The sequence below is a fragment of the Allobacillus salarius genome (assembly GCF_007559425.1).
Classification (GTDB): Bacteria; Bacillota; Bacilli; order Bacillales; family Alkalibacillaceae; genus Allobacillus; species Allobacillus salarius.
In genome coordinates, this window is sequence record NZ_VMHE01000016.1 from 1 (window position 1) to 12,027 (window position 12,027).

At 42.5% G+C, this 12,027-nt stretch carries 14 protein-coding genes; 2 read left to right on the forward strand and 12 right to left on the reverse strand.

Annotated elements, in window-relative coordinates:
* The 5 genes from FPQ13_RS13990 to murB all read right to left on the reverse strand — a co-directional run.
* Positions 1–56 (reverse strand): helix-turn-helix domain-containing protein (locus tag FPQ13_RS13990; RefSeq protein ID WP_419465999.1); only part of this gene is annotated, 56 nt, incomplete at its 3' end.
* Between the two features lie 565 nt (positions 57–621).
* Entirely contained in the window at positions 622–2,736 is a 2,115-nt protein-coding gene (locus FPQ13_RS09040) for a S8 family serine peptidase (RefSeq protein ID WP_144089018.1), read from the reverse strand.
* Positions 2,737–2,801: 65 nt separating this feature from the next.
* Positions 2,802–3,530, reverse strand: coding sequence for a tubby C-terminal domain-like protein (locus tag FPQ13_RS09045; protein WP_144089019.1), 729 nt, complete (start codon positions 3,528–3,530; stop codon positions 2,802–2,804).
* Between the two features lie 97 nt (positions 3,531–3,627).
* A complete protein-coding gene (gene upp / locus FPQ13_RS09050) occupies positions 3,628–4,257 on the reverse strand; it encodes a uracil phosphoribosyltransferase (RefSeq protein ID WP_144089020.1) in 630 nt (209 codons plus the stop codon).
* A gap of 203 nt (positions 4,258–4,460) precedes the next feature.
* Complete coding sequence (murB, locus tag FPQ13_RS09055) at positions 4,461–5,378, reverse strand: UDP-N-acetylmuramate dehydrogenase (RefSeq protein ID WP_246065462.1); 918 nt, start codon at positions 5,376–5,378, stop codon at positions 4,461–4,463.
* A gap of 231 nt (positions 5,379–5,609) precedes the next feature.
* Here murB and FPQ13_RS09060 point away from each other — a divergent pair, with 231 nt between their 5' ends.
* Positions 5,610–5,867 (forward strand): hypothetical protein, encoded by a 258-nt coding sequence (locus FPQ13_RS09060; RefSeq protein ID WP_144089022.1) that lies wholly within the window; start codon positions 5,610–5,612, stop codon positions 5,865–5,867.
* 37 nt (positions 5,868–5,904) lie between these two features.
* Here the strand turns inward: FPQ13_RS09060 and glyA are convergent, their stop codons facing one another.
* Positions 5,905–7,152 (reverse strand): serine hydroxymethyltransferase, encoded by a 1,248-nt coding sequence (glyA, locus tag FPQ13_RS09065; protein ID WP_144089023.1) that lies wholly within the window; start codon positions 7,150–7,152, stop codon positions 5,905–5,907.
* Positions 7,153–7,197: 45 nt separating this feature from the next.
* On the reverse strand, positions 7,198–7,737 hold the full coding sequence (locus FPQ13_RS09070; RefSeq protein ID WP_186279635.1) for a TIGR01440 family protein: 540 nt from the start codon (positions 7,735–7,737) through the stop codon (positions 7,198–7,200).
* 144 nt (positions 7,738–7,881) lie between these two features.
* On the opposite strand from FPQ13_RS09070, the gene FPQ13_RS09075 reads away from it, so the two are divergent.
* Positions 7,882–8,391: a hypothetical protein gene (locus tag FPQ13_RS09075; protein WP_144089025.1), complete on the forward strand. Its 510-nt coding sequence runs from the start codon at positions 7,882–7,884 to the stop codon at positions 8,389–8,391.
* 40 nt (positions 8,392–8,431) lie between these two features.
* Here the strand turns inward: FPQ13_RS09075 and rpiB are convergent, their stop codons facing one another.
* The 5 genes from rpiB to FPQ13_RS09100 all read right to left on the reverse strand — a co-directional run bounded on the left by rpiB (position 8,432) and on the right by FPQ13_RS09100 (position 11,986).
* Positions 8,432–8,872: a ribose 5-phosphate isomerase B gene (gene rpiB, locus FPQ13_RS09080; RefSeq protein WP_144089026.1), complete on the reverse strand. Its 441-nt coding sequence runs from the start codon at positions 8,870–8,872 to the stop codon at positions 8,432–8,434.
* A 21-nt stretch (positions 8,873–8,893) separates the two neighbouring features.
* A complete protein-coding gene (locus FPQ13_RS09085; RefSeq protein ID WP_144089027.1) occupies positions 8,894–9,328 on the reverse strand; it encodes a low molecular weight protein arginine phosphatase in 435 nt (144 codons plus the stop codon).
* Between the two features lie 126 nt (positions 9,329–9,454).
* On the reverse strand, positions 9,455–10,000 hold the full coding sequence (locus FPQ13_RS09090; RefSeq protein WP_144089028.1) for a manganese efflux pump MntP: 546 nt from the start codon (positions 9,998–10,000) through the stop codon (positions 9,455–9,457).
* A gap of 472 nt (positions 10,001–10,472) precedes the next feature.
* On the reverse strand, positions 10,473–11,495 hold the full coding sequence (locus FPQ13_RS09095) for an L-threonylcarbamoyladenylate synthase (protein ID WP_144089029.1): 1,023 nt from the start codon (positions 11,493–11,495) through the stop codon (positions 10,473–10,475).
* A 59-nt stretch (positions 11,496–11,554) separates the two neighbouring features.
* Entirely contained in the window at positions 11,555–11,986 is a 432-nt protein-coding gene (locus FPQ13_RS09100; protein WP_144089030.1) for a hypothetical protein, read from the reverse strand.
* Positions 11,987–12,027: the final 41 nt, after the last annotated feature.

Sequence of the window (12,027 nt, forward strand, 5' to 3'; positions counted from 1 at the left end):
ATTTCTTGTTGTTTATTGGGATAGATTCGAAATCGATAGGCTTTGTTTACCAGCAAGATTACTTCACTCCTAACAAGGAAACGTATGTTCTAATTATACACCACCAGCTTGTGTTTTGGGAAGTAATAACCTCATTTTCGGACAAGGAAGATGACTATTGTCATCTTTTGTCCGAAGGCGATTCATCTCCACCCTGGCTTCGCCTGAGGATGGAGTCTTCTCGCCTAAATCGATAAATATTGAATGGTGGAACTCACCTGATGAACGCGTGCAGCCGCCCGATAAACGTGAACGTGAGCAGCCGCCCGATAATTTATAGACTTACGCTTGCCGAGAGACCGAACTTCAGCAGTTTACGGTCATACTTCAACAGTTATCAGACAATCTTCAGCAGTTTACAGGCGAACTCCAGCAGTCAGAGCGCCATCTTCAGCAGTTAGAAGAAAATCCTCAACAGTCAGCCGCCCACCTTCAGTAGTTAGCAACCACTGTTCAGCAGTGAGCGGACCGACTTCTGCAGTCAGCGACCAATCTTCCGCAGTCTAACTTCAGTGTCGGCCTGCTCCTTTCCATTCTCTTGATTTTGATTCCGACCTGCTTTCTTCAAGCTTCTTTTGCAATTTAAGAATTCAACTGAACTTCTGAGCTGTATGTTTTTCCATTCTGGACGACTTGGACGATAAGGTACTGGCTTGACTCGCTCATTTCGTCAATTTGGATGGTCGCTTGAAATTTTCCTTCATTAATATTCGTTTCTTCAAGAATCGAATTTGTTTCAGAAAAATCATCTGAAATAATTGCGACTTCCAATTGCTCGACTTCTTCGGCTAAGTATACGGATAAGTTGTATTTATTTTCTTTAAATGGGATAGGCTCCAGTTCGATGCCTGAAATTCGTGGGTAGTCTGCTTCTTCTGTCACCAATGTATAGGGTAATGATACGCGTTCATCACCAACGCTGACGTAAACGTATCCTTCTAAAAGTTCTTGCGTTAATCGATCAGTCGATACACGCAATTCAACTGGAAAGCTTTCCGAGGTGCCGGGTGCAATCTCTGTTGTGAATGGTAACTTCCACTGGATTCCTGGTTGCTTTCTCGGTATTTCCCATCTAACGAGCATCGGATCTTCTTCATGATTTTCAATTGTAATTGAGCGTTGAATGGTTTGATCATCTTGATCGACTTTCCCAAAATGAATCGCTTTATCTTTTATCGTGTATTTTCTCTCTACGCTTCTCGCGATATCCGCTACTCCTGCCCCTTGGTCGATGGCAGATTGATTGAGTTCGTCTATTGGATTGGCATGAGAAATTAAGCGGTTTTTTAACTCTTCTGGTGATGCGTCTGGATCTTTTTCAATTAATAGCGCAAGCAGACCTGTTATATAAGGTGCCGCCATGCTCGTCCCTTGCAATTCAGCATAGCCGCCTGGAACGGTACTCAAAATGTTCACGCCCGGTGCAATAATGTCTGGTTTGCTTTGCCAGTTTGATGTGACCGGTCCTCGTGAACTAAACGTTGCAAGTTTGTCCGTTAGCTGTTCATATTTTGTCGTAAACCAATTACCTGCAGATTGTAGCTGTTTCGCATCATCCTTTGAAATATAGGCGACCGGAATTGGCAGTTCAACAAACTCCCAAGAATTCGGGTCTTCCTCACTGTACACAATTACTGCTGATGCTCCTTTTTCCATGATCGCCGCCATCATTTCAAGGTACGTCTTTTCTTTTTCGATTAAAATTACGCGGTCGTTGATGCTTTTTTCCAATTCCTCAACAGATGAGACTGTCTCTAATGGCATTCGTTTAGAAAAATTCCAAGCAGGACTCAAAGGAACTTGTGCTAAATCGATTCGATACGAATTGGCCAGTTCGATATATGGTTGATGCTGCACTGGCGCATAGGCTCCCACAGACATCGCTTTCTCTGCCGTCGCTGGTGAACCGACCGTCCATAAATCAGGGCCGCTATTTCCATTTGCTACAACGACGGGAACACCCAACTCGACCGCACGATTGACCGCTTCTGTCATGGGACTATCGGGACTGTTCACTTCGTTTCCAAGGGACAAATTGATGACGTCCATCCCATCGTCAACGGCTTCTTCAAGTGCTGCGATAATTTCAGCCGTCGTTCCTGTCCCACCTGGACCAAGTGCGCGATAAGCATAAATTTCAGCATCGGGAGCGACACCCGTGATCTCTCCTTTTGCTGCAATAATGCCCGCCACATGTGTTCCATGCATCGTCGGCACACCTTGTTCAACCGTCGTTTCCATCGGGTCTTCATCGAAATCGACCGTGTCGAATCCCGCTTGGTAATTCGCCTCTAAATCAGCATGTGTATAGTCAATACCTGTATCGATGACACCGACTTTTACGTTTTTACCTGTTTGCTCAATGTCTTCTGGATGATAGTTTGCTTTTGGTAAGGCTGAATTTTTTGTATGGGCGTGAGGCACTTGATACGTTTGTGCCGAGTGAATGGTTGTGACGAACGTTTCTTCATATAATTGCTCGATGTGCCGCTCTTTCCCTTGAACGGCAACCGCTTCAAGCAGCGTGTCATACATATGAAGAACTTCAATGAATGGATAATCTTTTTGCAGGATCGCTTCTAAGTCTTCTGGCGCATTTTCCATTTCGATGATCCATGTTTGCTCTTCGTCTGCTTGGACGATGTTGGGTAAAAAAATTAGCGCAATGATTAGTGTCATGCAGAATTTCTTATGCAACAACTCACCTCCGTTTCGCTCGGAGTTTAGTTTGTGCAATTAATGGAAATTCATGAGAGCGATTCTTATGTATGAAAATAAAACGTAACTAAGATGAAGGTCAACATGAGGTGAACGTGATCTGCTTCTTCGACTGTTGGCTGATAAGTGAATTGATAGCCTTTTTCTCTAATACCCCTACCGATTAACCTGTCATCGGCATATACCTCCACAGTATCACTCACGCCATATGTTTGAAATTTATATTGCTTTCCTTCTATGATTGCTTCAATCAGACCCTTTAATTTACTAGCATTTTTCATAGAAAGATCTGTTTGTACGCGACCAATTGCTTCCCCGTTTTTTTGAAGAATCCATTGATCATTTCCCCAAAGCTTATTTTCCTCTTGATTGACGAAAGCGAAATGGTCCCCATTCTCCATCTTTGCTTCTAGGTTTAAATACCAACGACCGGTGGAGCGCATGATATCGGCAATAAACATTTTCCAAGGAGATCTGTAAATTCTGCGGAAATTTCCTTTGCATTGTTGATGTGCATAAATTGGTTTCCAATTTGGCGTAATCGCATTTCCTAGCCGGAACATCCATTTCCCTTCACTGTTGAACGGTTGAAATGCTTGGTCTCTTCTCGTTTGATTTCGCAGAAAAAAGTAAAGGAGCACCGCAACCACCGGAAACACCAGCAAGATTGCGAGTTGGTAAAGTTCAAATTTGTCTAAGATGATAAATCTTAATGAAAGTCCAATCATTCCTGCTACAAACAGACTGATTAAATATCCCACAATAACATACATCCTTCCAACTCATCATTCGTACATTAATCTTATTATGACACAGGTACATATCATAAAAAAAGCCGATCCCTGAAATAGAGATCAGCCGCACCATCTATTATTTTGTACCAAAAAGTCTGTCACCAGCATCGCCTAAGCCTGGAATGATATAGCCTTTTTCATTCAGTCTTTCATCAAGTCCTGCAATATAAATATCGATATCTGGGTGCGCTTCTTGAACAGCTTCGACGCCTTCAGGTGCTGCAATTAAGCATACTAAACGAATATGTGATGCGCCACGTTTTTTCAACGATTCAATTGCTTCAATCGCCGAGCCACCTGTTGCGAGCATTGGGTCGGTTACAATTAATTCTCTTTCATGGATATCGGATGGTAATTTCACGTAGTATTCAACTGGTTTCAATGTTTCTGGATCACGATAGAGACCGATGTGGCCAATTTTAGCAGCTGGAATTAAGTCAACGATTCCATCAACCATACCTAAACCGGCACGAAGGATGGGAATGATGCCTAACTTTTTCCCTGAGAGGACTTTGGATTTCGCTTTTTCGACGGGGGTTTCAATTTCAATTTCTTCTAATGGCAATTCACGAGTGATTTCAAACATCATTAATGCGGATACTTCATCAACCAATTCACGGAAAGCTTTTGTTCCAGTATTTTTGTCTCTGATGAAAGTGAGTTTATGCTGGATTAACGGGTGATCAAAAACATAGAGTTTTCCCAATCTGAACAGCTCCTTTTTTTCACATATCCATTGAATTGTAGCGAACTATTGACCATATTTCAACATGCATCGACAAATTAAACGAAATGCGAAATTTCTCACAAATTGTTGTTGTTTAATTGCTGTGTATGCATAGCTTGTCTTAGTGGATTATGTAGAGAAAGAGCCCGAACTACTCGTTTAGTCCAAGCTCTCTCGTTGTATTACGATTCCGGGTCTTCCCCAATGATTTTCACTTCGCGTTCAAGTTCGACGCCGAATTTATCTTTCACTGTACGTTGCACCATATGAATAACATCAATGTATTCCGTCGCCGTTGCATGATCTTTATTAATGATAAAGCCAGCGTGTTTTGTAGACACTTCTGCCCCACCGATTCCTTTACCTTGTAGATCACTGTCTTGAATCAATTTTCCAGCAAAGTAGCCTGGTGGTCGTTTAAACACACTACCGCAAGATGGATACTCAAGCGGTTGCTTCGATTCACGCTTAAATGTGAGATCATCCATGACTGCTTTAATGTCTTCGTAATTTCCTTCTTTTAAATCAAAGCGAGCTTCCATGACGATATAACCATTGTCTGGAATATTACTCGTTCGGTACGCTAGATCTAAGTCTTCCGCTGCGAGTGTTTTCAGATTCCCTTCTCGATCGACGACGACAGCTTCTGTCAATACGTCTTTAATCTCACCGCCATAGGCACCTGCGTTCATAAATAACGCGCCGCCTACCGTTCCAGGAATTCCACATGCGAATTCAAGACCTGTTAATGATTGGCTAAGGGCTTCTCTAGAAGCATCGATAATACGCGCTCCACTTTGTGCAACTAAACGTGTACCGTCGACTTGAATGTCGTCAAGTTTTTTCAAGCTCAACACAATACCACGAATCCCGCCATCTTTGATGATCATGTTCGAACCATTTCCGATTAACGTAAACGGAACATTATGTTCATTCGCAAAACGAACGACTTGCTCTACTTCCTCATAACGACTTGCCGTAACGAATACGTCGGCATTTCCACCCATTTGGGTATACGTATGAGCATTGAGCGGCTCATTCACTTTTATATTCTCCGTTTTTACGATTTCAGATAAATCACGGATAAACGCATCATTGATTGTTACCACTGTCATTTCTCTCCTGACTCTTCACGTATGTTTCTATTGTAGTTTATTCACCTATTCAGTATTTGTTAAACCCTATTTATTCTACCATGAAACCGCGTGGATGAGTGATTTGTAACAAAATTGAAAGAAACATGTTGTCCTGTTAGTTTAGCATTTTGTAGCGAAAATATGAATGTGGGTTATATTTTGGGTTTGGTGGTGCGTTGGATTCGGTGAGTGTTTGTGTTTTTTGGCAGATTTAGGCTTGTTATCGGCGAGTTTTTGCATTTTATTGGCGGATTCTCGAACTTTATTGGCGGCTTTGAACGTTTTATTGGCGGGTTCTCGAGCTTTATCGGCGCCTTCGAACGTTTTATTGGCGGGTTTGCACGTTTTTTCGACGGGTCCAACGCTGAATTCGACGGCTGCTCGCGATTTTCCGACGGCTTCACAAAGTTTTTCGGCGGCTCGATCGCTTTTTTCGACGGCTCCTCAAAATGAACTAAAAAAGCAGCGGGATCACCGCTGCTTTTCTTTTTTATTCATACATTGGGAAGCGATCTGTCAACGCTTTGACGCGTCGTGTCGCTTCTTCTAGTTTATCCTCGTTACCAAGATTGTCCAATGTCAGTTTCATGATAGCTGCAATTTCATCCATCTCTTCAATTCCGAAGCCTCTTGTCGTGACGGCTGCTGTTCCGATACGGATGCCGCTAGTCACAAATGGACTTTCTGGATCGAAAGGAATCGTATTTTTGTTCGTTGTAATACCGACATCATCCAACGCTTTTTCGGCTACTTTTCCAGTTAAGCCGAGTGGACGTAAATCTAATAATAGTAAATGATTGTCCGTTCCACCGGATACAAGGCGAACGCCTTCTTTAACGAGCGCTTCACCAAGTCGTTTGGCGTTATCGATAATTTCTGCTGCGTATTCTTTAAATTCAGGTTCCAATGCTTCTTTAAATGCAACGCCCTTTGCAGCGATTACATGCATTAATGGACCACCTTGCATCCCTGGGAATACATTACTATCGATTTTTTTCGCGAATTCTTCTTTACAAAGAATCATGCCACCGCGAGGACCACGTAACGTTTTGTGCGTCGTCGTCGTCACGAAATGTGCATGCGGAACTGGGTTTGGATGCAATCCAGCTGCAACGAGTCCTGCGATGTGCGCCATGTCTACAAGTAAGTAGGCACCGACTTCATCCGCAATTTCGCGGAATTTCTCAAAATCGATGACGCGTGGGTAAGCTGAAGCTCCTGCAACAATCATTGCTGGTTTTACTTCGCGCGCACGCTCACGTAACGCCTCGTAGTTAATAAGTTCATCGTCTTCATTTACCCCATAATCAACAACATTATAAAGTTTTCCACTGAAATTCACCGGGCTTCCATGAGTCAAGTGGCCTCCATGATTCAAGTTCATGCCGAGAATGGTATCGCCTGGTTTTAATACAGAGAAATAAACGGCCATATTCGCTTGGGCTCCAGAGTGCGGTTGAACGTTTGCATGATCTGCACCGAACAGTTCTTTCGCCCGGTCACGTGCTAAGTTTTCTGCAATATCGACATATTCACAACCACCGTAATAACGACGGCCAGGATAGCCTTCTGCATATTTGTTGGTCAATACAGAGCCTGCTGCTTCCATTACCGCTTCAGAGACAAAGTTTTCTGATGCAATCAGCTCAATTTTATCGTGCTGGCGGCCTTTCTCTTTATTAATTGCTTCAAGCATTTCTGGATCGATTTCTTTTAATTTGTTTTTTAAGTGACTCATGTAACCCCTCCTTATTTATTGAACGCCAATCAATTGGCTGAAATCTTATTTTCGATGCACCGCACGTTCTCCACCAATCAGTTTTGGTCGAGTGAATGCATGGGTGACGTGTGCATTGCCGAGTTGCTTCGTTTTTAGCCGAAGTGGTACAACGACTGGTTTCAAATGCATTCCAATCAACGTGTCACCGATATCCATACCGTAATCAGCTTGGACATTTTCCACTAACACGGGATCGTCCATCTGTTGATAAGCATGGCTCGCCATCGAACCTCCAGCTTGTGGTTGAGGTATAGCATTCACCTCTGGAATTTGTAAGCGCTCTTGCACTTTTCGCTCCAGCACAATTGCTCGGTTCAAATGCTCACAGCACTGAAAGGCTAGGGAGACACCTGTTTCTTGTTGAAATTTCTTCATTGCTTCATAAATTGCTGAGGCAACTTCCTCACTACCTGCTGTTCCGATTTGTTCGCCGACAACTTCGCTCGTTGAACAGCCTATTAAGAACAGTCCTTCATCTCGAATGAAATCTTGATTCTTCCATTCTTCCATCATTGTTTGAAGGTCTTGTTTTACGGTTTCGATGGTCGTCATTTTGATTCCTCCTAGAATCGAAGTCATCCATATACTAGTGTAACAAATTTTCAGTCATTTTGGGTTGAAAATTTGACTATGTTTTTATGATAAACTAATTAAAGAATTCTTTACGATTTAGGACGTGTGTAAAAAATGTGGCTACTAGTGTTTTTGATCTTTATCTTCATTATTTCCATCAGTTTGATTTTTCCTATGGTATTCAAAGGTGAGCGGAAAGAAGCTACAGATGAAAAAGCCAGTATGTGGCTGGTCAGTTTCGTCTCTACCCTCCTGGCCTTACTCATCACTGCCATTTTCGGTGGCTTATCGCTCGTGTTGCTAGGTGCATTAAATGTTGCAAATATCGTGTTATCAATCGATGTATCGTCGTCAAAATTAATCGTGTTGACAGTTTGCTATTTTATTTATTTGTTTACGATTGAAACCGTTTTTGAAACAATCATTAACTTTCTTATTAGCATAAAATTATTTCAACAAATTCTACTAGCGCTTGTCCGAATTCTCGTCTTCGGACTCATTGCCACGTTAGTAGGTTTGAGCTACGACCAAGCTATACTGATTGCTACGGGTAGCGCTGCAGTTCTTTTAGTCATTGAACTACTTTATGAATTCAAACAAAAACCCGACCAACCTTCTCATTAAATGAAAAACTGGACGCCTTTTTCAGACGACCAGCAGCTTTTTACTGTTCTTCAAATTGTGTAATTTTATTCACGCGGTTTTCGTGACGACCGCCGTCAAACTCTGTTTCCAAGAAGTGTTTCACGATTTCATTCGCTAGTCCTGGTCCAATGACACGCTCACCCATCGCTAGCATGTTCGCATTGTTGTGCTGGCGGGTTGCTTTCGCACTGAATACATCATGCACTAATGCACAACGGATTCCTTTCACTTTGTTGGCGGAAATGCTCATACCGATTCCTGTTCCGCAAATGACGATTCCATAGTCGAACTCGCCTTTCGCAACACGTTCGGCCGCTGGGATGCCGTAGTCAGGATAATCAACTGACCCTTCACAGTCACATCCGATATCTTCAAATTCGATACCTAGTTCTTCCAGTAAATTCGAAACTTCTTGGCGTAAATTTTTTCCGCCATGATCTGATGCTAAGATGACCTTCATTGTGAAGTCCTCCTTCAAAGTCTATTCCATTCGATCGATGTGTTTTTCAATCTCATTCAATGTTTCGATATACGTATCAATCGATAACCCAATCGGGTCGGAGATACTGATATTTGTATTTTCTTCATGAACTGGCTGAACATATTCTATTAAAGTGAAAATTTTATCTCGATCGCTTGGGTAATCACTCATCAACATGACTTTATGATCTTCTGTCATTGTTAAAACTAAATCTGTCCAATCGATTAAATCCTTCGTAAGCGGTTGAGAGGCATGATTAAAGTCGATTCCTTTTTCTTGTAGCGCCTCGATCGCTTTTGGATTGGCTGCTTGTCCGTGACCCGCAAAAACCCCTGCGGACTGCACTTCCAAATCTGGACGTTTATGCTTTAATATTGCCTCGGCCATTGGGCTCCGGCACGTATTCCCTGTACAAACGAATAACACTCGATTCAATCCAGTTCCCTCCTGTCGACGTCTATTCAAAATATACCATACATTGTCCTGAAAACGGTAGCTATTTGCTGGAATTATGAGCATAAAAAATGCTCGGATCCGTTAAACAAATCCAAGCATAAATGATTACATAACCATTTGAATGCCGAGCCATAATAAAATCAAACCACCAATCGCTTCAGAGTACTGACCGAATAAATTTATTCCTTTACGTGATAAAATCATCCCGAGTGTCGCCAATAGAACACTCATCAAGCCGATCAATAGTACGACAACAAACTGGGAAATTCCACCCATTCCCATACTTAATCCAACCGAAAAACTATCCAAACTTACAGTTAGCGCAAGAGCCGCCAAGCCAGAATAATTCACGTATTTTTTCATATCTTTTTCAAAAACTGTCGCCAAAATCATTTGAACACCGATCATAATGAGTAGCCATCCGGAGATAATGTTTGCGATTACTCCGAGTTGATCGGAAATGATTTCACCGAGAGTAATTCCAATTAAAGGCATCAAAATATGCAACAAACCAACGACTAAAATAAAAAACAAAACCATTCTCAGACGAATCTTCATCAGACCTATTGAAAGACTAACAGAAAAAGCATCCATGCCTAGCGCAAAAGCGATTAGAACAAAGGGTGTGAATGTATCAAAAACAGCCATCATCATTTCCATCTCCCATCAACCGGACATGCTATTTCAATGTATGCATGTTTGTTGATGTTTAGAAGAAATTTTGAATGGCTGATACTAGGGTAAATTGTAGCCTTTTCCTTGAAAAGACTTCCATTGATTTTTGCTGGTGTAGCGGTAGCAAACGGATATGTGCCCTTTGGTGGAATTTATGTTCCCTTGAACAGATTATATGCTACCTAACCTTTCACATATGGAACCAAAGGCAAAATTTATGGGCCCATTCGAATGATATATGCTCCCTTTTTGGGATTATATGTGCCTTAGCAAGATTGATCACTGATGACCTGTGATTTTCACATAATATACGGCCAATCGTGTGATTTATGCTCCCATGAATGGGTTATATCCTACCTAACCTTTCACATATGGAACCAAAGGCAAAATTTATGGGCCCAACTATGGATAGATATGGGCCCTCCAACCAAATATATGTGCCTCGGAGCTACTTGATCTCGCTCGCCGCTCGTTCCAAACGATTCATTAATGCTTCACCGATTCCTTCTTTCGAAAAAGATTCAGCTAAGACGACGTCGTAATCATGCTCATCAATCTCTCTTAATCTTTGATAGAGCTGCTGGGTAATTTCAGCTATGTTTTCTCGTGAACCTAAAATAAATGGCTGTTCCAAGTTCATTTCGTGTGCGCGTTCTAAACTGACAAGGTAGCCAACTTTTTTCCCTTGGCCTTTCAACTGATTAGCAATTACCGCCATGTTCCCCGCTTCACGCACGAGCCAAACTGCTGTGTCTGGTGCATAATGTTTATATTTCATGCCGGGCGATCGTGGTTGCTCGCTAGCTGCTAACTTTCCGGTTACGTCAACCGGCCCGATGACGTCCTCGATTTGTTCACGGGTTACGCCGCCCGGCCGTAAGATCATTGGCGTTTCCATTGAACAATCAATAACGGTCGATTCAACGCCGACTCCGGTAATCCCTCCGTCAACAACACCATCGATTCTACCGTTCAAATCTGTGATGACGTGCTCAGCCAAAGTCGGGCTTGGTCGTCCGGAACGATTGGCGCTCGGTGCCGCGACAGGGATTTTCGCTGCTTTAAGTAACGCCCGGCCGACTTCATGATCCGGTATACGAATGCCAACCGTGTCTAGCCCCGCTGTCACATGGCTAGCTAATTGATTGCCTACAGGTAAAATGATGGTGAGCGGTCCCGGCCAAAAGGTTTCCATTAATTTTTTTGCATGCTCCGGTACCTCCGTCACCAGTTCACTGACGGCTTCTACATCTCCAACATGTACGATAAGCGGATTATCCGCTGGGCGTCCTTTTGCTTTGAAAATGTTCTTCACGGCTTGATCGTTCCTTGCATCGGCTCCGAGTCCGTAAACCGTTTCTGTCGGGAATGCGACGAGCTTTCCGTCTTTCAGCCAATCGGCCGCTTCATGTAAACGACGATCTTCAGGCGTATCTATTTTCCATTGTTTCGTGGTGTGATTCACTTCCATCTCGTTCATCCTTTAGTTTTTCTTCCCTTTATTATGCGTGGAAAATAGACATCTTGCAATTATGTGCTTTTCGAAACGGGTTGCAATTTTTTCTCATACCATTCTCCTGGCAGTTCTTCATTCAACGGGGTTTCATAGATTTTTTTAAACTGAATCAGTTCGAGTAATTCTGCGCGCACTTGGTCATTCACGCTGACGATCAATGATTCGTACCCTTGTCGTTCCGCTTCTTCTGCAATCCAGTCAAACACCAACAGGAAAACAGCCATTTTCGTGTTTGATCGAAACATTAATAGACGTCGTAACCATGCATGGGAACCTTCTACTGGTTCAATTACGAAGAAACAGATTTTCTCTTGTCCGAACTCCATGAAAAATCCATGCTCCCTCGCCCAATCTTCTTTTAAATATTCTTGTTTTTGTCGTTCATCTTGAAAAAATTCATCAATTTCCTGTTTAGAACAATGTTCGACTTTTGTTATTTTGACCATTTCTTCACCTCATTTGTTTGTTTCTAAAAAATATGAGGCAA

What these genes read in the sequence shown, in the direction of transcription:
- FPQ13_RS09090 (WP_144089028.1), bottom strand. Translation starts at nt 10,000, where the DNA reads ATGATGGCTGTTTTTGATACATTCACACCCTTTGTTCTAATCGCTTTT.
- FPQ13_RS09100 (WP_144089030.1), bottom strand. Translation starts at nt 11,986, where the DNA reads ATGGTCAAAATAACAAAAGTCGAACATTGTTCTAAACAGGAAATTGAT.
- glyA (WP_144089023.1), bottom strand. Translation starts at nt 7,152, where the DNA reads ATGAGTCACTTAAAAAACAAATTAAAAGAAATCGATCCAGAAATGCTT.
- FPQ13_RS09075 (WP_144089025.1), top strand. Translation starts at nt 7,882, where the DNA reads ATGTGGCTACTAGTGTTTTTGATCTTTATCTTCATTATTTCCATCAGT.
- FPQ13_RS09045 (WP_144089019.1), bottom strand. Translation starts at nt 3,530, where the DNA reads ATGTATGTTATTGTGGGATATTTAATCAGTCTGTTTGTAGCAGGAATG.
- FPQ13_RS09095 (WP_144089029.1), bottom strand. Translation starts at nt 11,495, where the DNA reads ATGGAAGTGAATCACACCACGAAACAATGGAAAATAGATACGCCTGAA.
- rpiB (WP_144089026.1), bottom strand. Translation starts at nt 8,872, where the DNA reads ATGAAGGTCATCTTAGCATCAGATCATGGCGGAAAAAATTTACGCCAA.